General features: G+C 70.4%; 18 protein-coding genes. 10 read left to right on the forward strand and 8 right to left on the reverse strand.

Annotation, left to right across the window (positions count from 1 at the left end; genetic code table 11):
• Positions 1-343: 343 nt before the first annotated feature.
• On the forward strand, positions 344-3,259 hold the full coding sequence (locus tag ACFY5C_RS03725) for a glycoside hydrolase family 48 protein (RefSeq protein ID WP_389439968.1): 2,916 nt from the start codon (positions 344-346) through the stop codon (positions 3,257-3,259).
• 237 nt (positions 3,260-3,496) lie between these two features.
• Here ACFY5C_RS03725 and ACFY5C_RS03730 read toward each other — a convergent pair whose 3' ends face one another.
• Together ACFY5C_RS03730 and ACFY5C_RS03735 are read right to left on the reverse strand one after the other, a co-directional pair.
• Entirely contained in the window at positions 3,497-5,371 is a 1,875-nt protein-coding gene (locus ACFY5C_RS03730; RefSeq protein ID WP_389439970.1) for a rhamnogalacturonan lyase, read from the reverse strand.
• A 40-nt stretch (positions 5,372-5,411) separates the two neighbouring features.
• Complete coding sequence (locus ACFY5C_RS03735; RefSeq protein WP_389439972.1) at positions 5,412-6,368, reverse strand: helix-turn-helix transcriptional regulator; 957 nt, start codon at positions 6,366-6,368, stop codon at positions 5,412-5,414.
• 39 nt (positions 6,369-6,407) lie between these two features.
• Between ACFY5C_RS03735 and ACFY5C_RS03740 the strand changes: the two genes are divergently transcribed.
• Together ACFY5C_RS03740 and ACFY5C_RS03745 are read left to right on the forward strand one after the other, a co-directional pair.
• Entirely contained in the window at positions 6,408-6,905 is a 498-nt protein-coding gene (locus ACFY5C_RS03740; RefSeq protein WP_389439974.1) for a hypothetical protein, read from the forward strand.
• Positions 6,902-7,378: a hypothetical protein gene (locus tag ACFY5C_RS03745; RefSeq protein ID WP_389439976.1), complete on the forward strand. Its 477-nt coding sequence runs from the start codon at positions 6,902-6,904 to the stop codon at positions 7,376-7,378. The genes ACFY5C_RS03740 and ACFY5C_RS03745 overlap by 4 nt, the downstream gene beginning before the upstream one ends.
• Here the strand turns inward: ACFY5C_RS03745 and ACFY5C_RS03750 are convergent.
• The 3 genes from ACFY5C_RS03750 to ACFY5C_RS03760 form a co-directional block, all read right to left on the reverse strand.
• Entirely contained in the window at positions 7,347-8,090 is a 744-nt protein-coding gene (locus ACFY5C_RS03750) for a class I SAM-dependent methyltransferase (RefSeq protein ID WP_389439978.1), read from the reverse strand. The two genes, ACFY5C_RS03745 and ACFY5C_RS03750, sit on opposite strands and share 32 nt — an antisense overlap.
• A gap of 37 nt (positions 8,091-8,127) precedes the next feature.
• Complete coding sequence (locus ACFY5C_RS03755; protein ID WP_389439980.1) at positions 8,128-8,430, reverse strand: 4a-hydroxytetrahydrobiopterin dehydratase; 303 nt, start codon at positions 8,428-8,430, stop codon at positions 8,128-8,130.
• A gap of 89 nt (positions 8,431-8,519) precedes the next feature.
• Positions 8,520-9,608 (reverse strand): ADP-ribosylglycohydrolase family protein, encoded by a 1,089-nt coding sequence (locus ACFY5C_RS03760; protein WP_389439982.1) that lies wholly within the window; start codon positions 9,606-9,608, stop codon positions 8,520-8,522.
• Positions 9,609-9,638: 30 nt separating this feature from the next.
• Here ACFY5C_RS03760 and ACFY5C_RS03765 point away from each other — a divergent pair, with 30 nt between their 5' ends.
• A complete protein-coding gene (locus tag ACFY5C_RS03765; protein ID WP_389439984.1) occupies positions 9,639-10,469 on the forward strand; it encodes a helix-turn-helix domain-containing protein in 831 nt (276 codons plus the stop codon).
• On the opposite strand, the gene ACFY5C_RS03770 is transcribed toward ACFY5C_RS03765, so the two are convergent.
• Entirely contained in the window at positions 10,451-10,876 is a 426-nt protein-coding gene (locus ACFY5C_RS03770) for a hypothetical protein (protein WP_389439985.1), read from the reverse strand. The two genes, ACFY5C_RS03765 and ACFY5C_RS03770, sit on opposite strands and share 19 nt — an antisense overlap.
• A gap of 294 nt (positions 10,877-11,170) precedes the next feature.
• Here ACFY5C_RS03770 and ACFY5C_RS03775 point away from each other — a divergent pair, with 294 nt between their 5' ends.
• The 6 genes from ACFY5C_RS03775 to narI all read left to right on the forward strand — a co-directional run bounded on the left by ACFY5C_RS03775 (position 11,171) and on the right by narI (position 19,567).
• Positions 11,171-12,034: a helix-turn-helix domain-containing protein gene (locus ACFY5C_RS03775; RefSeq protein WP_389439986.1), complete on the forward strand. Its 864-nt coding sequence runs from the start codon at positions 11,171-11,173 to the stop codon at positions 12,032-12,034.
• A gap of 46 nt (positions 12,035-12,080) precedes the next feature.
• The gene (locus tag ACFY5C_RS03780; RefSeq protein ID WP_389439987.1) at positions 12,081-12,896 is read left to right on the forward strand and encodes an SAM-dependent methyltransferase; all 816 of its coding nucleotides are present in this window, start codon (positions 12,081-12,083) and stop codon (positions 12,894-12,896) included.
• 116 nt (positions 12,897-13,012) lie between these two features.
• On the forward strand, positions 13,013-16,705 hold the full coding sequence (locus tag ACFY5C_RS03785; RefSeq protein ID WP_389439988.1) for a nitrate reductase subunit alpha: 3,693 nt from the start codon (positions 13,013-13,015) through the stop codon (positions 16,703-16,705).
• Positions 16,705-18,354, forward strand: coding sequence for a nitrate reductase subunit beta (gene narH / locus ACFY5C_RS03790; RefSeq protein ID WP_389439990.1), 1,650 nt, complete (start codon positions 16,705-16,707; stop codon positions 18,352-18,354). Before ACFY5C_RS03785 ends, narH begins: the two co-directional genes overlap by 1 nt.
• A complete protein-coding gene (narJ, locus tag ACFY5C_RS03795; RefSeq protein WP_389439992.1) occupies positions 18,354-18,848 on the forward strand; it encodes a nitrate reductase molybdenum cofactor assembly chaperone in 495 nt (164 codons plus the stop codon). The genes narH and narJ overlap by 1 nt, the downstream gene beginning before the upstream one ends.
• Positions 18,845-19,567 carry a respiratory nitrate reductase subunit gamma gene (gene narI, locus ACFY5C_RS03800; protein ID WP_389439994.1) on the forward strand — a complete coding sequence of 241 codons (723 nt, stop codon included), beginning with the start codon at positions 18,845-18,847 and terminating at the stop codon, positions 19,565-19,567. Before narJ ends, narI begins: the two co-directional genes overlap by 4 nt.
• Positions 19,568-19,621: 54 nt before the next feature.
• On the opposite strand, the gene dnaK is transcribed toward narI, so the two are convergent.
• Positions 19,622-21,496: a molecular chaperone DnaK gene (gene dnaK / locus ACFY5C_RS03805; RefSeq protein ID WP_389439996.1), complete on the reverse strand. Its 1,875-nt coding sequence runs from the start codon at positions 21,494-21,496 to the stop codon at positions 19,622-19,624.
• A gap of 237 nt (positions 21,497-21,733) precedes the next feature.
• The gene (locus ACFY5C_RS03810; protein WP_365053885.1) at positions 21,734-22,162 is read right to left on the reverse strand and encodes an OsmC family protein; all 429 of its coding nucleotides are present in this window, start codon (positions 22,160-22,162) and stop codon (positions 21,734-21,736) included.
• Positions 22,163-22,176: the final 14 nt, after the last annotated feature.

Consider the following 22,176-nt stretch of genomic DNA (forward strand, 5'->3'; position numbering starts at 1 on the left):
GGGTGCTGACGGTCCGTCCGTGCAGGGCGCGCAAGAGACAAGGAGGAGGTGCCGGTGACGGCTGAAAGTACTGAACGCGGGGGGTGTCGCATGAGCGACTCCTCACAGCTCCGGCGCGTCGTCACGGACGCGTCGACTGATGGAAGCGCTCCCACTGGTGTGCATGAAGCTAGCGCCAAGTGCCGGTGAAGGACAGGGGAGTTGCTGACTTTTGCTCAACTGAACGCATCGAATTTTTTCGACTCTTCACGCACCTTGACCCCTTGCACCCCCATCCCCACTATGGGAGCGCTCCCACTGGTTCAGGCCTTGACTTCTCCGAGCCGCAAGGAGGAACCAGCACGTGCATCCCCCACACAGACGCAGGGTCGTACGACGGTTCTGGACGGCCGTCACAGCGGCCCTGGCGCTTCCCCTGACCATGCTGAGCACCGGGTCAACTCCCGCTCAGGCAGCGGCACTTCAATGCAGTGTCGACTACAGGACCAATGACTGGGGCTCCGGCTTCACCGCGGACCTGACGATCACCAACCGGGGCACGGACGTCATCGACGGCTGGACCCTGACGTACGGCTACGCGGGCAACCAGAGGCTCAGCAACGGCTGGAACGGCACCTGGTCCCAGTCCGGCCAGGCGGTCACCGTGAAGGACGCCGGCCACAACGGGCGGATCGCCGCCGGAGCCGCGGTCACCACCGGCGCGCAGTTCACCTACAGCGGCGCCAACGCGGCCCCCACGAACTTCGCGATCAACGGCACGAGCTGCACCGGCGCCCACCAGCCCCCCATCACCGTGCTGACCAGCCCGGCGGCGGGCGCCGTCTACTCGCAGGGCGACGCCGTCCCGTTCGCGGCCACCGCCGCTGCCGCGGACGGCGCGACGATCAGCAAGGTCGAGTTCTACGACAACACGACACTGCTGGGCACGGACACGACGGCGCCGTACTCGCTCTCGGTGTCCAGCTTGGCTGTGGGCAGTCATTCGCTCCTCGCGAAGGGGTACGACAGCCTGGGCGCATCCGCGGAGTCCACGCCGGTCGGCATCACGGTCGCCTCGGGTCCCGCCGTGGTGGCCTCGCAGCCCCAACTCCCCGTCCAGCAGGGGAAAACGGCCTCGTACGACATCAAGCTGTCGACCCGGCCCTCGGCCAATGTGACGGTCGCCACCGCACGCACCGGGGGCAATCCGGGCCTGTCGGTGACCGGCGGCGCCTCGCTCACCTTCACACCCTCGAACTGGAACACCGCACAGCAGGTGACGATCACCGCCGACAGCTCCGGTACCGGCGCGGCGACCTTCGAGTCCACTGCCAGCGGACACGCGAAGGCGTCGGTCACGGTGACCCAGATCGCGGCGGCGAAGGCGTACGACGCCCGCTTCCTGGAGCTGTACGGCAAGATCACAAACCCGGCGAGCGGCTACTTCTCGCCGGAGGGCATCCCCTACCACTCGGTCGAGACGCTGATCGTCGAGGCGCCGGACCACGGCCACGAGACCACGTCCGAGGCCTACAGCTACCTTCTCTGGCTGCAGGCGATGTACGGCAAGGTCACGGGCGACTGGTCCAAGTTCAACGGCGCCTGGGAAATCATGGAGAAATACATGATCCCGACCCACGCCGACCAGCCGACCAACTCCTTCTACAACGCCCCGAAGCCGGCGACGTACGCGCCCGAGCTCGACACCCCGAACGAGTATCCGGCGAAGCTCGACGCGTCGGTCCCGGTCGGCCCGGACCCGATCGCCGGTGAACTGAAGAGCGCGTACGGCACGGACGACGTCTACGGCATGCACTGGCTGCAGGACGTCGACAACACCTACGGCTACGGCAACTCGCCGGGCAAGTGCGCGGCGGGGCCGGCCGACACGGGGCCGTCGTACATCAACACCTTCCAGCGCGGCGCCCAGGAGTCGGTGTGGGAGACCGTGCCTCAGCCGACCTGTGATCAGTTCAAGTACGGCGGCAGGAACGGGTACCTGGACCTCTTCACCGGTGACGCCTCGTATGCCGGCCAGTGGAAGTTCACCAACGCCCCGGACGCCGACGCCCGCGCGGTGCAGGCCGCTTACTGGGCCGACAAGTGGGCCGATGCGCAGGGCAAGGGCGGTGACATCTCCGCGACCGTGGCGAAGGCCGCGAAGATGGGCGACTACCTGCGCTACGCGATGTACGACAAGTACTTCAAGAAGATCGGCAACTGCGTGGGGCCCGCCGGCTGCCCCGCCGGAACCGGCAAGGACGCCTCGCACTACCTGCTCTCCTGGTACTACGCCTGGGGCGGCGCCACCGACACGTCGGCGGGCTGGGCCTGGCGCATCGGCTCCAGCCACGCGCACGGCGGCTACCAGAATCCGATGGCCGCGTACGCGCTCAGCGCGTACGCCGATCTGAAGCCCAAGTCGGCGACGGGGCAAGCGGACTGGGCCAAGTCGCTGGAGCGGCAGGTCGAGTTCTATCGATGGCTGCAGTCCAGCGAGGGCGCGATCGCGGGCGGTGCGACCAACAGCTGGGCAGGCCGCTACGCGACCCCGCCGGCCGGGAAGTCGACCTTCTACGGCATGTACTACGACCAGCAGCCCGTCTACCACGACCCGCCGTCCAACCAGTGGTTCGGCTTCCAGGCGTGGTCGATGGAACGGGTGGCCGAGTACTACCAGCAGACGGGGAACGCTGCCGCGAAGACCGTCCTCGACAAGTGGGTCGACTGGGCGCTGTCCGAGACGACCGTCAATCCGGACGGTACATACCGGATCCCGTCCACGCTCCAGTGGTCGGGGCAGCCCGACACCTGGAGCCCGTCAAGTCCAGGTGCGAACAACGGACTTCACGTGACCGTCGCCGACTACACCAACGACGTCGGAGTTGCGGCAGCGTACGCCAAGACACTGACGTACTACGCCGACCGCTCCGGTGACACGGCGGCCGCGACGACGGCGAAGGCGCTGTTGGACGGCATGTGGGACAACCACCAGGACGACCTCGGCATCGCCGTCCCGGAGACCCGCGCCGACTACAACCGCTTCGACGACGCGATCTACGTCCCGAGCGGGTGGAGCGGCACCATGCCGAACGGTGACGCGATCAACTCGTCGTCGACCTTCGACTCGATCCGGTCGTTCTACGAGGACGATCCTGCGTGGTCGAAGATCGAGGCGTATCTCGCGGGCGGGGCGGCGCCGTCGTTCACGTACCACCGGTTCTGGGCTCAGGCGGACATCGCCTTGGCGATGGGTTCGTACGCGGAGCTTCTCGAATAGCCGGCCTGCGCGGGGCGCTGCGCGGGAAGGGCCGTGACCTGTCTGCGGGTCCGTTGTGGCTGGTCGCGCAGTTCCCCGCGCCCCTTTGGGGCGTCACCGCCCCGTTGGCCGGGCGGTCCCCACCCGCACTGGGGATCGTCAGGTGACGGCTCAGTTTCTCCGGCGGCTTCAGCCAGGCCACACGCCGCCCCGAGCCGGTGGGTGCGCGCCTCCCGTGGGGTGCGCACCCACCACCGTTCACGGGGTGTGGACGGTCGGGCGCGGTGCAGTCGGCATGCCGTTGCCGATGAAGAAGCTCGGGTGCGGCGGCTGGTTGTAGGCGGTATTTTGCCAGGCCAGCCCCGTGCGGTACATCGAGTCGTGGAGCAGGGTCGTGATCTTCGTGTTCGTCTCGTACGGCGTCGAGTAGATCCTGAGCGCCGTGTTGCCGCTCGTGCGCCAGATGACCTCCTCGCGCCAGTCGCCGAGGATGTCGCCGGACAGGACCGGCGTGGCCTTCGTGCCGTTGTTGGAGGAGACTCCGGAGCCGGTGAGCAGGCGGGTGTCGGACGAGGTGCCGTACTTGTCGATGCGGGTTCCGTCGAGGAGTTCGCGGACGGTGTCGCCGTCCCACCAGGACAGGAAGTTGACCGAGGACGGTTCACGGCCCTTGGTGGCACCGGCCTCGTCGCGGATGGAGGTGTCGGAGGCGGACCACATCTCGGCGCCGTCGTTGCCCGCCCAGATGTCCCCGGCGACTCCCCGGCCGTTGTCGCAGCAGGCTGCGAGCTTCCAGTTCACGGTGCCGCCTGCGGGGTTGATGTACAGCTCGGCCGGCTGGCCGGTCGACTCCGAGACCTTGAAGTACTCCAGGCCCGCGTGGGCGGGGTCGAGGTCGGCCAAGTGCTGGGCGTCGCCGTGGCCCGTCCTCGTGGTCCACAGGCCGTTTCCGTTGTCGTCGACGGCCATCGAGCCGTAGACGATCTCGTCCCTGCCGTCCCCGTCGACGTCGCCGACGGACAGGCTGTGCGAGCCCTGGCCGTCGAATCCCTTGCCGCTGTTGGTGGAGGAGTTGGTGTCGAAGGTCCAGCGGCGCGTGAAACTGCCGTTGCGCCAGTCCCAGGCGGCGATGACCGTACGGGTGTAGTAGCCGCGGGCCATGATGAGGGAGGGTCGGGAGCCGTCCAGGTACGCGGTACCGGCGAGGAATCGGTCGGCCCGGTTGCCGTACGAGTCGCCCCAGGACGAGACCGTGCCGCGAGCCGGGACGTAGTCGACCGTCCCCATCGCCTTGCCGGTCCGGCCGTTGAACATGGTCAGGAACTCGGGTCCGGCCAGGATGTAGCCGGACGAGTTCCGGTGGTCGGCCGACGAGCTGCCGATCACCGTGCCCGTGCCGTCCCGCGTGCCGTCGGCCGTCTTCATGGCGACCTCGGCCTTGCCGTCGCCGTCGTAGTCGTACACCTGGAACTGCGTGTAGTGCGCGCCCGAGCGGATGTTGCGGCCCAGGTCGACGCGCCACAGCCGGGTGCCGTCGAGCTTGATGCCGTCGACGACCGTGCTGCCGGTGTAGCCGGACTGGGAGTTGTCCTTGGCGTTGGTGGGCTGCCACTTGAGGACGATGTCGAGGGCGCCGTCGCCGTCGAGGTCGCCGACGGAGGCGTCGTTGGCCTCATAGGTGTACGCCACACCGTCGGGCGTCGTACCGCCGGCGGGCGGGCTGATCGGGACGTCCTTGTAGCCCGGGCGGAACTGGACGGCGTGGACCGAGTCGGCCTGCTCGACGCCGTTCACGATGGCGCGGACGGTGTAGTCGGCCTGTTCGGGGGCGCCGGAGTGGAAGTAGTTCGTGGAGCCGGTGACCGGGGTCGAGTTGACCTTCGTACCGGCGCGGTAGACGTTGAAGGAGACGTCGTTCGGGTCGGTACCCAGCCAGCGCCAGCTGACCAGGTTGCCGCCGGCGGTGTGGACGCTGACCACCCCACGGTCCAGTTTCTCGACCTGGCGGGCGGTGGCGGCCTCGGCTGTTCCGGCGCCGTTCAGGGTGGTGAGCCCGGCGGCGACCAGGGCTGCCGTGGCGAGGGTCGCGGCGAACGCGGCCCGGCGTCTGCGGTGCTTGCGCGGGTGCTGCACGTGACGTACCTCCTCGGGAGGACGGACGGGTTCCGCTCCCTCAGTCGCCGCCGTGCGTGCCGAAGTTGCCGTATCTCTCGGCCAGTTCGGCCACTGTCCGGGCGATCATCTCGCGCAGCTCGGGCGGCTCGAGCACCTCGACGCCGGTGCCCAGGCGCAGGAACTCGGCATGGGCGTGGTCGAGGGACTCGATGGAGACGGTGACCCGCGTCCAGCCGTCCTCCTCCGTGTGCGCGTCACCCTTCACCGGCCCGGCGAGTCCCACGCCGGGCGCAAGCCGGACCACCGCCTCGCCCCGGCGGAGGCGGTCGCGGAAGGCGTGCTGGTACGCCGTCCAGTACGCGGGCAGGTCGAAGTCGGCGGGTCGGGTGAACTCGGTTTCGGTTGTGTCGAGTTGGAGGATCTGGTCGACGCGGTACGTGCGGGGTCCGGGGCCCGCGACCACGTACCAGCGGCCCGCCTTGAGGACGAGTCCGTACGGCTCCAGGCGTCGCTCGACGTCGGTGGGCTCACGCCAGCGGCGGTACAGGACGTGCAGGACACGACTGTTCCAGACCGCGTCGGCCACCGCCGGGAGGTGCGGCGTCTCGTCGGCGTCGGCGTACCAGCCGGGTGCGTCGAGGTGGAAGCGGCCGCTGATCCGGTCGGCGTGGGTGCGCAGCTCGGCGGGCAGGGCGGCGCGCACCTTGAGCTGGGCGGCGGCCAGGACGGAGCCGAGGCCGAGTTGGGCGGCGGGGCCCGGGGCGCCCGCGAGGAAGAGGGCCTCGGCCTCGTCGGCGGTGAGCCCGGTGAGGCGGGTGCGGTAGCCGTCGAGGAGGCGGTAGCCGCCGGCGTGGCCCGCGTCGCCGTACAGCGGGATGCCGGCCGCGCTCAGCGCCTCGACGTCCCGGTAGACCGTGCGCACCGACACCTCCAGCTCCGCGGCGAGTTGGGCGGCGGTCATCCGGCCCCGGGTCTGGAGGAGGAGCAGGATCGAGACGAGTCGGCTGGACTTCACTGACACAGGATGTCAGTGAAGCGGTCATAGCGTCCTGCCATGGCCCTGACGGAGACCCCCGCCTTCACCGAGAAACTGCTGACCGTGCCGCCGCCGATCGAGGTGGCCGGGCGGCACATCAAGCGCTACCACGTCACCGCCGACCCGGCGGGCATCGCGCCCGAGGTCGAGAAGGCGGCGTACGCGATCCTGCCGGAGCTGCTGCCGGAGCCGGACGGCACTCCCCCGGCGACGTTCGTGGTCCTGCACCGGGGCGGCGACGACGGCGCCTACCTGAACGCCTACAGCTGGGTGTGGGACAACGTCCTGCACTTCAAGGGCGCGGCGGCGGGACAGCCGGTGCTCGGCTGCCCGGACAACGACCCGACGCACTTCATCACGCCCGACCTGCCGTGGATCGGCTGCGTCTGGGAGCTCCCGCCGATCCTGCACGAACGGGACGCCTGGGTGCGGCACATGCTCGCGCCCGAAGTCCCTGACCTGACGGCCTACTTGGCCGACTCCCTACCTGACGGAACCACTGGAGACCGCACATGAGCAGCCCGCACGACTTCGACTTCTTCCACGGTGACTGGCAGGTCCTCCACCGCCGCCGCACGGACTTCCTCGACCCCGGCAGCGCGTGGGTGGAGTTCCCCGGCACGAGCAGGTGCCGGTCGTACTTCGACGGGGCCGCGAACATCGACGAGGTCGACATGCCGCAGGTGGGCTCGAAGGGGCTGACGCTGCGGCTCTTCGACCGCGAGAGCGAGCAGTGGTCGCTGAACTGGTCCTCCAGCGGCAGCGGCAAGCTGTTCCCGCCCGTCATCGGCCGGTTCGAGGGGGACCGCGGCGAGTTCTACGGCGACGACACGCACGACGGCAAGGACGTACGGGTGCGGTTCGTCTGGTCGGGCGTCTGTGCCGAGTCGGCCCGCTGGGAGCAGGCGTTCTCCCTCGACGACGGACGGACCTGGCTGACGAACTGGACCATGGAGTTCACCCGGCCTTCACGAACGCCCGCAGGCTGAAGACCGGGTCGGGGCGGGGGCGGTCCTGGTCCGGGAGTTCGGCCAGGCGGGCCGCGAAGCCGTCTGCCAGTGCGCCGCCGGGTGGCAGGGTGACGAACCAGCCGCGGTTCAGGTCGGCGACGGTGCGGCGGGGGCTGCGGCCCTGGCCCCGGCCCGGGAAGCGGGCGTGCCCGGCCGGGAGCAGGCCGTGGTCGTGGGCGTAGGACTCGACCACGGCCGACTCGTCCGTGGCCGGGCGGCGGGGACGGGATGCCAGGACGGCATCGATGTCACTGCCGACGTTGTGGGCGGCGGCCTTGTCGACGGTGGTGATGTACACCCCGCCGGGCCGCAGCACCCGGGCGCACTCGCCGACGATGGTCCGCACGTCCTCGGCGGTCCGCGCCAGGTGCAGCAGCCACACGCTGCTGACGGCGTCGAACCGGCCGGCCCGGAAGGGCAGCCTGCGGCCGTCGGCGAGCACGACGGCGCCAGGCAGCCGGGCGGCGGCCTGGCGGGCCATGGCGGGTGCGAGGTCGATGCCCGTCACGCACAGGCCCTGGCGCCCGGCGGCGAGCCGCCGCGTGACGATGCCGGTGCCGCAGGCGACGTCGAGCAGGTGCCGCGTCCCGTCCGGCAGGAGGCCCAGCACCGCCTGCGCCGCGGCGGCCGCCCTGGGCTCGCCGCCGCGTGAGGCGTCGTACCGCTCCGCTTCCTTGTTGTAGTCGAGCACGCGCGTCAGAGTTCCTCGTCGTGGTCCGGGCCGCTCCTCACTGTGCCCCGTGGCCGGGGGCGAGCTCCTCGATCCTGCGGGCGAGTGCGAAGTCCCGCTCGGTCACGCCGCCCACGGTGTGCGTGTTCACGGTGAGGGACACCGTGTTGTAACCGAGGGTGAGGTCGGAGTGGTGGTCGAGCTCCTCCTGGACCTGGGCGATGTGCACGACCATCGCCGTGGCCGCGAAGTGCGAGGCGAGCCGGTAGGAGCGGGCGATCCGGTCGCCGGCCTGCGACCAGCCCGGCAGCTCCGCGAGCCGGTCCTCGATCTCCTTCTGCGACAGCGGTTCGAGGGGCATGGCCTCGCTCCTTCCTAGCACCGGGAGGGTTCGTCTTCAGCCTGCCACAGCCTGCGCGCGGCGGCCCTGGTCAGGCGGGTCCCCCAGGGTCAGCGCCGCACGCCTTCGGCCGCCAGGTCGTCGGCGAGCGCGGCGATCTGCGCCCGGCCCTCGACGCGCTCCACCCACTCGTGCGGCAGGCCGTGGTCGCCGTACCGGGCGCCCAGCAGGTTTCCGCAGATGGAGCCGGTGGAGTCGCTGTCGCCGGAGTGGTTGACGGAGAGCAGCAGAGCGTCGCGCACGGTGGGTGTGACGAGCGCGCAGTAGACGCCGATGGCGAGCGCCTGCTCGGCGACCCAGCCCTCCCCCAGGGTCTCGACCTTCTCCGCGGTGGCTGCGCCCTGCCCGGCCAGGTCGACGGCCTCGGTGAGCGCGGCCGACGTCTCCTCGTGGCCGGGGTGGCACGCCAGCAGCCGCAGCGTGCGCAGGACCGCGCCCTCGAGGGAGTCGCCCGCCACGAGGTGCGCCACGATCGCGGCCAGGGCTCCCGCCGCGTAGTAGCCGGTGGGGTGACCGTGGGTGATCTGGGCGGCCCGGGCGGCCATGGCGAAGGCGCCGTCGGCGGAGTTCACCAGGCCGAAGGGGGCGGAGCGCATCACCGCGCCGCAGCCCTTGGAGTCGGGGTTGACCTCGCCGGGCTTGCCGTCGAGCGCGAGCCCGGGGTCGGGTGCGTACATCTGGGCGACCCCGGACACGCACGCGTTGCCTGGAGCGCGGCGGGCGTACAGCCATGCCTGGGTGATCAGACCGCCCTCGGGCGCGCCGCTCTGCGGCGGTGCCGCCTGCTCGGGGCCGGGGTGCCGCTGGGTCTCCAGCCAGCGCTCGTACGCCCAGCGCACCAGCAGGGCCCACCCGCCGCCGATGCCCTTGAGCCGCTCCCGTCGGTGGGCCTGGATCAGCGCCTCGGCGGTGAACAGGGTCATCTGCGTGTCGTCGCTGATGCGGGCCACGTCGCTGTCCGCGGCGAACAGGAGTCCCGTCACTCCGCGCTCTGAGTTGGCGGCGCGGATCCGTTCCAGCGAGCTGAACTCGACCGGATAGCCGAGCGCGTCCCCGAGGGCCCCGCCGAGCAGACAGCCACGCACCCGGGCTCGGTACACGGCCTCGTCCGCCAGGGACGACATCCACGGCTCGTTCATTCGGCGCGCTCCTCGACTACGGTCGTACTCATGACCATTGTCCCGTCCGGCAGCACCGAGCCCGCCACCACCCCCACCGGCCCGGGCGTCGGCCCGCTGCTGCGGGTCTGGCGGGAGCAACGGCGGGTCAGTCAGCTGGAGTTGGCGCTGCGGGCCGACTCCTCGGCGCGGCACATCAGCTTCATCGAGACGGGCCGTTCGCGGCCGAGCGAGGAGATGGTGCTGCGGCTGGCCGAGCACCTGGACGTGCCGGTGCGCGAGCGCAACGCGCTGCTGCTGGCCGCCGGGTACGCCCCGCGCTATCCGGAGACCCCGCTGGACGACCCGGCGCTGGATGCACTGCGCGCGGGCATGGAACAGCTGATCCAGGGCTATGAGCCCTACCCGGCTCTCGTCGTGGACGCGATGTACAACGTCCAGGCGGCCAACCGCGGCATCCTCATGATCCTCGACGGCATCCCGGAGCACCTCCTCGAGCCCCCGCTGAACGCGATGCGCCTGACCCTGCACCCGGAGGGCCTCGCACCGCGCATCCGCAACCTGCGCGAGTGGCGCGGCCATCTCCTCGCGCAGATGGAGCGGCAGATCGCGCTGCACCGCTCCGAGCCGCTGCGCAGGCTGTACGAGGAGGTGGCCGCCTACCCGGTTCCGCAGGAGACGCCCGGCGCCGAATCCGCCGGGCCGGTCCCGTACTTCGCGCTGCCGATGCAGATCGAGCACGAGGGCCGCGTGCTGTCCTTCATCTCCTCCATCTCCACCTTCAACACCCCCATGGACGTGACCGTCGCCGAGCTGGCCATCGAGACCCTGCTCCCGGCCGACCCGGCGACGGTCAAGTACCTTCAGTCGCTGATGCCCTGACGGGCTTTCAGGGCCAAGTGCTGCAGCGCGGCGAACCCGGCGACGGTGAGCGCCTGCAGGACCGTCCACACGCCACCCGCCGGGGACGGCGACAGCCACAGCGCGAGGGCGGCCACACTCAGCACGCTCCAGGCGAGGTTGGCCTCGATCACGACACGGACCGGGAGTGCGGCGGGCCGGGCACGGGAGGCGAGCAGGCCCACGGCGGCGGCGTACCCGGTGAGGAAGGCGCCGACGGCGAGCAGCAGAGTGCCGTCGACCCCGAGGAGCCGTCCCAGCGGGCCGGAGGCGGCGAGGTAGGCGAGCCCGTTCGCCCCGGTCACCACGGCGTCCAGGGCCAGGAATCGGCGCAGCACGGTCTGCGGGTCGGAGGTCCGGGCGAGCGCGGTGAGCGAGGTGGCGGACATGGCGAATCACCCTCCGTCGGGGTTGGGTTGCGGTGGTGGTCCGGATCCCGGGACGGAGTGCGCCGACCCGGAACCCGGTGCCTCCACGGTCTCGCGGGAAGGCGGGGCGGTCGATTACCTGCGGGGTAATGCCGGCGCCGCAGGGGCGCGGAGGCCTGTCGGCGTGCGGCTCCGCCGCGTGGGCGCTGTCGACTGCCACGCGCCGGCACCCCGCAGACGGCACCGGCCGCCCCAGGCGAACCCGGAACATGTCACACTGCTCGACGTACTTTCGGCGCGTAGGGGAGGCGTGGCGTGAGTGAGCGGCGGCCCGCGCCGACCGTGGGTCAAGTGGTGCTCGGCAGGCGCCTGCAGGAGCTGCGGGAGGCGGCCGGGCTGGGACGTGACGAGGCCGCCCGCGTGCTGCGCGTGGCCGCGGCGACCGTACGCCGGATCGAGACGGCCGAGGTCGCGCTGAAGATCCCGTACGTGCAGGTGCTGCTGGAGACGTACGGCGTACCGGAGGACGAGGCGGCGGCGTTCGTCTCGCTGGCCGAGGAGGCCAACCAGCCGGGCTGGTGGCAGCGGTTCCACGACGTGCTGCCGGACTGGTTCAGCCTGTACGTGAGCCTGGAGGGCGCCGCCCGCATCGTCCGCTCCTACGAGCCGCACTTCGTGCCCGGCCTGCTGCAGACCGAGGACTACGCGCGCGCCGTACTGGAGGCGGGGACGATCGGGCAGACGGGACCCGAGACCATCGAGCGACATGTGTCGCTGCGCATGGAACGGCAGCGGCTGCTGGAGCGTCCGGACCCGCCCCACATGTGGGTGATCATGGACGAGACGGTGCTGCTGCGTCCGGTGAGCATCCGCGGCGAGGTGATGCGTGACCAGCTGGACAAGCTCCTGGAGTTCGCCGAGCGCGACCGCGTCACGCTGCAGATCGCCGAGTTCGCCTCCGGCCCGCACCCGGGGACGTACGCGCCGTTCACCCTGTTCCGTTTCGCCGAGCCCGAGCTGCCCGACATGGTCTACACCGAGTACCTGACCGGCGCCCTGTATCTGGACTCCCGCAAGGAGGTCGCCGCGCATCTGGAGGTCCTGGACCACATGTCGACGGCCGCCGCGTCGGCCGAGCGCACGAGGAAGATCCTGCGGGAGCACCGCGAGAACTGTTGAGGCAGCCGGCCTCGAAGGCCGTCGATCCCCGAGGAGAACACACCGCATGACCGGTTCCGAGGCCGTGCCCGCCCGCGTCGACACCAGCCGGCCGCACCCGGCCCGCGTCTACGACTGGTGGCTCGGCGGCAAGGACAACTACCCGGTGGACGAGGAGCTGGCCCGGAAGATCCTCGCCGTGGACGACACGGTCCTGCGCGGGGCGCGCGCCAACCGCCGGTTCATGGTCCGTGCCGTGCGTACCGTCGCCGAGGCCGGGATACGCCAGTTCCTGGACATCGGCACGGGCATCCCCACCGAGCCCAATCTGCACCAGGTGGCGCAGGGCGTCGCCGCGGAGTCCAGGGTCGTGTACGCCGACAACGACCCGATCGTGCTGCGGCACGCTCAGGCACTGCTGCACGGCTCGGCAGAGGGCAGCACCGACTATGTGCACGCCGACGTCCGCGACGCCGACACGCTGCTGGGCCGGGCGGGTGAGTCCCTGGACTTCGGCCGGCCGGTCGCGCTGTCGCTGGTCGCGCTGACCCACTACCTGGGCGACGACCCCGACGGCGACGACGTGTACGGCCTGGTGGAGAAGTACGTCGCCGCGCTCGCCCCGGGGAGCTACCTGATCCTCTCCCAGGTCACCCCGGACCTCAGCCCGGCGGCCATCGAGAAGGCGGCGAACCACTTCCGGCACAGCGGCACCCCGTTCTTTCCCCGGTCGCTGCCCGAGTTCTCCCGCTTCTTCGAAGGCCTTGAGCTGCTCGGCCCCGGCGTCATCCCGGTCTACGGCTGGCGGCCGGAGGCGCCGGACGTGGCGGCCCAGGCGGAGGGCATCGTGCCGGTGTACGCGGGGGTGGCGCGCAAGCCCTAGCAGGACGGGTGCCCGGGTGCGGTTACCCGTACGGGTGCGGTGAAAGGGTGCGCTCCCGCGCCCCGCCCTAGGTTCGGGACCAGAGCCCCGGCCCCCGGGCAAGCAAGGGAGCGCCTGTGACCGACACGCGGATACCGCCCGTCCCGCCCGCCGAACCGGGCGCGGCGCTGCTCAAGGCGGGCAGGTGGTTCCGGCCGGGCACGCCCGCGTCCGATCTGCACAGCGTCGCGCTGACGGGCGGGCGCGAGGCGGACGCCTTCTACCGGGACCGGTGGAGCCACGACAAGGTCGTGAACTCCACGCACGGCGTGAACTGCACGGGCTCGTGCCGCTGGCAGGTGTACGTCAAGGACGGGATCATCACCTGGGAGACCCAGCAGACCGACTATCCGAGCGTCGGCCCCGACCGCCCCGAGTACGAGCCCCGCGGCTGTCCCCGGGGCGCCGCCTTCTCCTGGTACACCTACTCCCCCACCCGGGTCCGCCACCCGTACGTCAGGGGCGTCCTCCTGGAGATGTACCGGGAGGCGAAGCAACGTCTGCGCGATCCGGTCCTGGCCTGGGCCGACGTCCAGAACGACCCCGAACGCCGCCGCCGTTACCAGCAGGCGCGCGGCAAGGGCGGCCTGGTGCGGGCGAGTTGGGACGAGGCGATCGAGATCGTCGCAGCCGCGCACGTCCACACCATCAAGACGTACGGCCCGGACCGCATCGCAGGCTTCTCCCCCATCCCCGCGATGTCGATGGTGTCGCATGCGGCGGGCGCCCGCTTCCACTCCCTCATCGGCGCCCCGATGCTCTCCTTCTACGACTGGTACGCCGATCTGCCGATCGCCTCCCCGCAGGTCTTCGGCGACCAGACCGACGTACCGGAGTCGGGCGACTGGTGGGACGCCGCGTATCTGATCATGTGGGGCTCGAACGTCCCGGTGACCCGGACGCCCGACGCGCACTGGATGGCGGAGGCCCGCTACCGGGGCCAGAAGGTCGTGGTGGTCGCACCCGACTACGCCGACAACGCCAAGTTCGCCGACGAGTGGCTCCACCCGCACCCCGGCACGGACGGCGCGCTGGCCCTCGCCATGGGGCACGTCGTCCTCAAGGAGTTCTTCGTCGACCGCGAGACGCCGTTCTTCGCGGACTACGTCCGGCAGTTCACCGACCTGCCCTTCCTGGTCACGCTGGAGGAGCGGGGCGGCGCCTACGTCCCGGCGAAGTTCCTGCGCGCCTCGGACCTGGGCCAGGAGGGCGCGAGTGCCGAGTGGAAGACGGTGGTGCTGGACGCCGCCACCGGTCGCGCGGTCGCCCCGAACGGCTCCCTCGGCTTCCGCTGGTCCGAGTCGGGAATGGGCAAGTGGAATCTCGAACTCGGCGACATACGTCCGACGTTGAGCCTGTACGGCAGTGAGGTGGCCGTCGGTGTCGAGGTGCTGCTGCCACGTTTCGACACCGAGGGCGGGGTGCACGGGCAGGGGCGCGGGGACGTCGTGAGGCGTGGTGTCCCGGCGACGAAGCTCGGCGGCGCACGGGGACCGCTGGTGACGACGGTCTTCGATCTGCTGCTGGCGCAGTACGGGGTGGCGCGGGAGGGGCTGCCCGGCCGTTGGCCCGCGTCGTACGACGACCGTGACGCGCCCGGCACCCCCGCCTGGCAGGAGGCGCACACCTCCGTCCCGGCCGCCAAGTGCATACGCATCGCGAGGGAGTTCGCGCGCACCGCCGAGCGGTCGAAGGGCCGCTGCATGATCCTGATGGGCGCCGGGACCAACCACTGGTTCCACTCCGAGACGATCTACCGCGCCTTCCTCGCCCTGCTCCAGCTCACCGGCTGCCAGGGCCGCAACGGCGGCGGCTGGGCGCACTACGTGGGCCAGGAGAAGTGCCGTCCGGTGACCGGCTGGGCGACGCTCGCCTCGGCGTCGGACTGGTCGCGGCCGCCGCGCCAGATGATCGGCACGGCGTACTGGTTCCTCAACACCGACCAGTGGCGCTACGACCGGTTCACGGCCGACGTGCTCGCCTCGCCGCTCGGCACGGGCCGGTTGCGGGGGATGACGGGTGCGGACTGTCTCGCGCTGTCGGCACGGACGGGGTGGATGCCGTCGTATCCGACGTTCGACCGCAATCCGCTGGAGCTGGGCGAGGTGTTCGGTGATCCGGTGTCGCGGGTGGTGGCCGAACTGCGCGCGGGGACCCTGAGGTTCGCCTGCGAGGACCCGGACGCGCCGGAGAACTGGCCGCGGGTGCTCACGCTGTGGCGGGCCAACCTGCTGGGCTCGTCGGCGAAGGGCGCCGAGTACTTCACACGGCACCTGCTCGGCACGCACTCGTCCCTGCAGGCGGAGGAGGCCCCCGAGGACGTACGGCCGCGGGACGTGACCTGGCACGACGAGGCGCCCGAGGGCAAGCTCGATCTCCTGCTGTCGCTGGACTTCCGGCAGACGTCGTCCACGCTGCTGTCGGACGTGGTCCTGCCCGCCGCGACCTGGTACGAGAAGCACGACCTGTCCAGCACGGACATGCACCCCTTCGTGCACTCCTTCACCCCGGCCGTGGACCCGCCGTGGCAGGCCCGCACCGACTTCGACGCGTTCAAGGCGCTGGCGGAGCGGCTGAGTGAGCTGGCCGTCGGCCATCTGGGGGTGCGCAAGGACCTGGTGGCGACCCCGCTCCAGCACGACACCCCGGGTGAGATGGCCCAGCCGGGCGGGGTCGTCCTGGACTGGCGGCGCGGGGAGTGCGATCCGGTGCCGGGCAAGACCATGCCGAACCTCACCGTCGTGGAGCGCGACTACACGGCGATCGGCGCCAGGTTCGCCGCTCTCGGGCCGCTGGCGGAAGAGCTCGGCCTGCCCGCCAAGGGCATCACGCTGAAGCCGGACGAGGAGGTCGAGGACCTCCGGCACCTGAACGGCGTGACATCCGACGGCCGGCCCTTGCTGGATACGGCCGTGAAGGCGGCGAACACCATCCTCGCCCTGTCGGGCACCACGAACGGCCGCCTCGCCACCCAGGGCTTCCGCACGCTCGAGGCCCGCACCGGGCAGGAGATGGCGCACCTGGCGGCGGAGCACGAGGGCAAGCGGGTCACGTACGCGGACACCCAGGCCGCGCCCGTGCCGGTGATCACCTCACCGGAGTGGTCGGGCAGCGAGTCGGGCGGGCGGCGCTACACCGCCTTCACCCTCAACACCGAGCACCTCAAGCCGTGGCACACCCTCACCGGCCGCCAGCATTTCTTCCTCGACCACGACTGGATCCACGAGCTGGGCGAGGCGCTGCCCGTCTACCGGCCGCCGCTGGACATGCACAAGCTGTTCGGCGAACCGCGCCTGGGACCGGACGGGCAGCAGGAGGTGACGGTCCGCTATCTCACCCCGCACAACAAGTGGTCCATCCACTCCGAGTACCAGGACAACCTGTTCATGCTGGCGCTCTCCCGGGGCGGCCAGAACATCTGGATGTCCCCGCAGGACGCGGACGCGATCGGCGTCGTCGACAACGACTGGGTGGAGGCGGCCAACCGCAACGGCGTGGTCGTCGCCCGGGCCGTGGTCTCGCACCGGATGCCGCCCGGGACCGTCTACATGCACCACGCGCAGGAACGCACCATCGCCGTCCCGAAGACGGAGGCCACCGGCAGGCGGGGCGGTATCCACAACTCGCTCACCCGGCTGATCCTCAAGCCGTCCCATCTCGTCGGCGGGTACGCCCAGTTGTCCTGGGCGTTCAACTACCTGGGCCCGACGGGCAATCAGCGCGACGAGGTGACGGTGATCCGCCGCCGCAGCCAGGAGGTCGAGTACTGATGCGTCCGATGGCCCAGATCGCGATGGTGATGAACCTCGACAAGTGCATCGGCTGCCACACCTGCTCGGTCACCTGCAAACAGGCGTGGACCAACAGGCGCGGCATGGAGTACGTCTGGTTCAACAACGTCGAGACCCGCCCCGGCCAGGGCTACCCCCGCCGCTACGAGGACCAGGAGCGGTGGCGCGGCGGCTGGGAGCTGAACCGGCGCGGGGCCCTGAAGCTGAAGGCGGGCGGCCGCTTCCGCAAGCTCGCCGGGATCTTCTCCAACCCCGAACTGCCGGAGATCAAGGACTACTACGAGCCCTGGACGTACGACTACAGGAACCTCACCGACGCCCCGCTCGGCGACGACTACCCGGTCGCCCGGCCGATCTCGGAGCTCGACGGCAAACCGATGAAGATCGAATGGTCGTCGAACTGGGACGACAACCTCGCCGGCGCCCCCGCCTACGGCAACCTCGACCCGATGGTGGAGCGGGCGCGGACGCAGGCCTCGGACAAGGTGAGGTTCGAGTTCGAGCAGACCTTCATGTTCTATCTGCCGCGCATCTGCGAGCACTGCCTCAACCCGTCCTGTGTCGCGTCGTGTCCGTCGGGGGCGATGTACAAGCGGGCGGAGGACGGCATCGTCCTCGTCGACCAGGACCGGTGCCGGGGCTGGCGGATGTGCGTGACGGGATGCCCGTACAAGAAGGTGTACTTCAACCACGCCACCGGCAAGGCCGAGAAGTGCACGATGTGCTACCCGCGGATCGAGGTCGGTCTGCCGACGGTCTGCTCGGAGACGTGCGTGGGCCGGCTGCGCTATCTCGGGGTGGTGCTGTACGACGCCGACAGGGTGACCGCCGCGGCGTCGGTGCGCAGCGAACGGGATCTGTACGAGGCGCAGTTGGGTGTCTTCCTCGACCCCGAGGACGCCGGGGTGCGGCACGCCTGCGACGCGGCGGGGATTCCGTACGACTGGGTGGAGGCGGCGCGCCGCTCCCCCGTGCACGCGCTGATCAGCAGGTACCGGGTGGCATTGCCGCTGCACCCGGAGTACCGGACGATGCCGATGGTCTGGTACATCCCGCCTCTCTCCCCGGTCGTGGACGTGCTGACGGAGACCGGGCACGACGGTGAGGACGCGCAGAACCTGTTCGGCGCGATCGACAGCCTGCGCATTCCGCTGGAGTACCTGGCGGAGATGTTCACGGCCGGCGCCATCGGCCCGGTCCGGTCCTCGCTGGAGAAGCTCGCCGCGATGCGCTCCCACATGCGGGCGATCAACCTCGGTGAGGAGCCGGATCCCTCGGTGTCGGCCGCCGTCGGTATGGAGGCGCACGAGATCGAGGAGATGTACCGGCTGCTGGCGATCGCCAAGTCCGAGGACCGGTACGTGATTCCGACGGCCGCCGTCGCGGACGCCCGGCACCTGGAGGAGTCCGCACTGCCGCAGGGGTGCAGCCTCGACTACGACGGCGGGCCCGGCATGGGCGGGGACGGCCCGTTCGGCCAGGACTCGGGCCGCAAGCTGCTGCCGCTGGTGTCGGTGGAGAACTTCCACGCCCTGCGCAGACGGCAGACGGCGGACGACGCGGCCGACCTTCCCCCCACAGCCCCCATGGCCCAATCAGCCGACACAGCCGAGACCGAGGAGGCCTGATGCCGTCCTTCGAGGTGCTGTACCAGGCGGCCGCACTGTGCCTGACCTACCCCGACGACGACTTCCGTGCCCGCCTCCCGCTGCTGCGCGAGGCGGCCCCGCAGCTACGGGAGTTCACCGACCACGCGGCCCTCACGCCCCCGCAGGAGCTGGCCGCCCACTACGTCGAGGTCTTCGACTTCAAGAACCGCCACAGCCTGTACCTGAGCTGGTGGCGCGACGGCGACACCCGGCGGCGCGGCATGTCACTGCTGCGCTTCAAGGACGTCTACCGCGCCCACGGCCTGGAGTTCACCGGCGAGGAGCTGCCCGACTTCCTGCCCGCGGTACTGGAGTTCGCGGCCCGCACCGGCGAGACCGACCTCCTGCTGGAACACCGGGACTGCCTGGAGGAGCTGCGCGCCCGGCTCACCGACTTCGGCACCCCGTACGCGTCCGTCCTGGACGCCGTGTGCGCCACCCTGCCGTCCGCGCAACCGGGGGCACGCCCATGACCACACTCCTGTGGGGCGTCCTGCCCTACGTCGTCTTCGCCCTGCTCGTCGCCGGCCTGATCTGGCGCCACCGCTACGACCGCTTCGGCTGGACCACGCGCTCGTCCCAGGTCTACGAGTCGAGGCTCCTGAACATCGCCTCGCCCGCCTTCCACTACGGCATCCTGTTCGTGCTGGTCGGCCATCTGGTGGGCCTGTTCGTCCCGGAGTCCTGGACGGACGCGCTCAGCGTCAGCGAGCGGACGTACCACGTGTTCTCCCTCTACGGCGGCACGGCGGCGGGGGTGCTGACGCTCGCCGGGATCGTCCTGCTGGTCTACCGCCGCCGCACGAAGGCACCCGTGTTCCGGGCGACCACGGCCAACGACAAGCTCATGTACGTCGTGCTGGCGGCGGCGATCGTGATGGGCATGGTCGCCAAGCTGTTCCACTCCTCAGGAGACGGCTACGACTACCGCCAGTCCATCGCCCCGTGGGCCCGCAGCCTCTTCACCCTCCAACCGGACGTCGACCGGATGGCGGGCGTGCCGGTGCTGTACGAGGTGCACGCGGTGATCGGCATGGTGCTCATCGCGCTGGTGCCGTACACCCGGCTGGTCCACATGTTCAGCGCGCCGGTGCAGTACCTGTTCCGGCCGTACGTGGTGTACCGCAGCCGGGACCCCGAGCAGCTGGGGCCCCGGCCGGAGCGGCGGGGCTGGGAGAAGACAGGGCCCTGAGCGGTCCCCAGGGCCTGTCGTTCGGATCATGCCGGCGCCGCCGAACGACAGGCCCTAGGCGGCGCCGCCCTTCTGGTCCTTCTCGTCGTCCACGATCTCCGCGTCCACCACACCGTCGTCGTCCTGCGGTGCGCTCTGCTCGGTGCCCGCGCCGGTGGCGCTGTCACTCGGCGCCTGCTGGGACTGGGCGTACATCGCCTGGCCCATCTGCTGGCTGACCGAGGCGAGTTTCTCGATGCCGGTGCGCAGGACGTTCGTCTCGGCGTTCTGCTCCAACTGCTGCTTCAGCTCAGTGATCGCCGACTCGACCTCGGACCTGGTGTCCGCCGGGACCTTGTCCTCGTTGTCGCGGATGAACTTCTCGGTCTGGTAGACGAGTTGTTCGGCCTGGTTGCGGGTCTCGGCGTCGTCGCGGCGCTTGCGGTCCTCCTCGGCGTACTGCTCGGCCTCCCGCATCATGCGGTCGATGTCGTCCTTCGGGAGGGCCGAGCCGCCCGTCACCGTCATCTTCTGCTCACGGCCGGTCGCCAGGTCCTTCGCGGAGACGTGCATGATCCCGTTGGCGTCGATGTCGAAGGCGACCTCGATCTGCGGGACGCCGCGCGGGGCCGGCGGCAGGCCGGTGAGGTCGAAGACGCCGAGCTTCTTGTTGTACGCCGCGATCTCGCGTTCGCCCTGGTAGACCTGGATGCCGACCGAGGGCTGGTTGTCGGTGGCCGTGGTGAAGATCTCCGAACGCCGGGTGGGGATGGTCGTGTTGCGTTCGATGAGCTTGGTCATGATGCCGCCCTTGGTCTCGATGCCGAGGGACAGCGGGGTGACGTCGAGCAGCAGGACGTCCTTGACGTCGCCGCGGATGACACCCGCCTGGAGGGCGGCGCCGACGGCGACGACCTCGTCGGGGTTGACGCCCTTGTGCGGGTCCTTGCCGGTCAGTTCCTTCACGAGGTCGGTGACGGCGGGCATCCGGGTGGAGCCGCCGACGAGGATGACGTGGTCGACAGCCGAGAGCTTGATGCCGGCGTCCTTGACCGCCTGGTGGAAGGGGGTCTTGCAGCGGTCCAGGAGGTCCGCGGTGAGCTCCTGGAACTGGGCGCGGGTCAGCTTCTCGTCGAGGTGGAGGGGCCCTTCGGCGGAGGCCGTGATGTAGGGCAGGTTGATCGTCGTCTCGGTGGAGCTGGACAGTTCGATCTTGGCCTTCTCGGCTCCCTCACGCAGCCGCTGCAAGGCCATTTTGTCGTTGCCGAGGTCGATGCCGTACTGCCCCTTGAACTTCTTCACCAGGTACTCGACGATCCGCTGGTCCCAGTCGTCGCCGCCCAGGTGGGTGTCACCGTTGGTGGCCTTGACCTCGATGACGCCGTCGCCGATCTCCAGCAGCGAGACGTCGAAGGTGCCGCCACCGAGGTCGAAGACCAGCACGGTCTGCTCCTCGCCCCGGTCGAGGCCGTAGGCGAGGGCGGCGGCCGTGGGCTCGTTGATGATCCTGAGCACCTTCAGGCCGGCGATCTCCCCGGCCTCCTTCGTGGCCTGCCGCTGGGCGTCGTCGAAGTACGCGGGAACGGTGATCACCGCGTCGGTGACATCCTCGCCGAGATACGACTCGGCGTCCCGCTTCAGTTTCTGCAGCACCCGGGCCGACAGCTCCTGCGCCCGGTAGCGGGAGCCGTCGATGTCGCCCTGATCCGGGAAGCGCCAGTTCGCATCGCCCATGTACCGCTTCATGGAGCGGGCGGTGCGCTCGACGTTCGTCACCGCCTGCCGTTTGGCCACCTCACCGACGAGTACCTCGCCGTTCTTGGCGAAGGCCACGACCGACGGTGTGGTCCTGGCCCCCTCCGCATTGGCGACGACCGTGGGTTCGCCGCCCTCCAGGACGGCGACCACCGAGTTCGTGGTCCCGAGATCGATCCCGACCGCGCGTGCCATCGCTGTCCCCTTCCGCCAGGGCACCCCTTGAACTCCAGCACAAAACTTGAGCGGGTTCTTGTCAATGGGACGGGTGACCGCGGGGACGGCCACCAAACAGTGGCTGAGCGATCGCTCAGGGTTCGGGAGGCCGGCCCGAAGGGCCGCCCCCCGAGGGGCGCGGGGAACTGCGCGACCAGCCACCGCGGCGCCGCAGCCGCCGGACGAGCAAACCGTGGCACCCCCGCAGACGACCCGCTACGCCAACTTCGCCGACAACGTGATCGTCGTGCCGGTCAGCGCCTGACTGACCGGACAGTTCTTCTTCGCATCCTCCGCCGCCGCAGCGAAGCCCTCGTCATCGAGGCCGGGCACGGTTCCCTCCACGGTGAGGTGAATCCCGGTGATCCCCTCACCCGGCTGGAAGTTCACGTCCGCCGAGGTGACGAGCTTGGTGGGCGGGGTGCCGGCACCCGCGAGGGCGTGCGACAGCGCCATGGAGAAGCAGCTGGAGTGCGCGGCGGCGATCAGCTCCTCGGGGCTGGTCTTGCCGTTCGCGTCCTGGGAGCGCGAGGCCCACGTGACCGGCTGGGCGGCGATGGCACCAGAAGAGTCGAAGTTGACGACACCGTTGCCCTCGAGCAGGTTGCCTTCCCAGACGGTGTGTGCGGAGCGCGTGGTAGCCACGGTTCTTCCTTTCG

It is taken from the genome of Streptomyces sp. NPDC012935 (assembly GCF_042900345.1).
In the GTDB taxonomy this organism is placed as follows: Bacteria; Actinomycetota; Actinomycetes; order Streptomycetales; family Streptomycetaceae; genus Streptomyces.

Coding starts and splice junctions, on each gene's coding strand:
- ACFY5C_RS03740 (WP_389439974.1), top strand. CDS start 6,408: ATGGCCCTGACGGAGACCCCCGCCTTCACCGAGAAACTGCTGACCGTG.
- ACFY5C_RS03745 (WP_389439976.1), top strand. CDS start 6,902: ATGAGCAGCCCGCACGACTTCGACTTCTTCCACGGTGACTGGCAGGTC.
- ACFY5C_RS03755 (WP_389439980.1), bottom strand. CDS start 8,430: ATGCCCCTCGAACCGCTGTCGCAGAAGGAGATCGAGGACCGGCTCGCG.
- ACFY5C_RS03760 (WP_389439982.1), bottom strand. CDS start 9,608: ATGAACGAGCCGTGGATGTCGTCCCTGGCGGACGAGGCCGTGTACCGA.
- ACFY5C_RS03765 (WP_389439984.1), top strand. CDS start 9,639: ATGACCATTGTCCCGTCCGGCAGCACCGAGCCCGCCACCACCCCCACC.
- ACFY5C_RS03770 (WP_389439985.1), bottom strand. CDS start 10,876: ATGTCCGCCACCTCGCTCACCGCGCTCGCCCGGACCTCCGACCCGCAG.
- ACFY5C_RS03780 (WP_389439987.1), top strand. CDS start 12,081: ATGACCGGTTCCGAGGCCGTGCCCGCCCGCGTCGACACCAGCCGGCCG.
- narH (WP_389439990.1), top strand. CDS start 16,705: ATGCGTCCGATGGCCCAGATCGCGATGGTGATGAACCTCGACAAGTGC.
- narJ (WP_389439992.1), top strand. CDS start 18,354: ATGCCGTCCTTCGAGGTGCTGTACCAGGCGGCCGCACTGTGCCTGACC.
- narI (WP_389439994.1), top strand. CDS start 18,845: ATGACCACACTCCTGTGGGGCGTCCTGCCCTACGTCGTCTTCGCCCTG.
- dnaK (WP_389439996.1), bottom strand. CDS start 21,496: ATGGCACGCGCGGTCGGGATCGATCTCGGGACCACGAACTCGGTGGTC.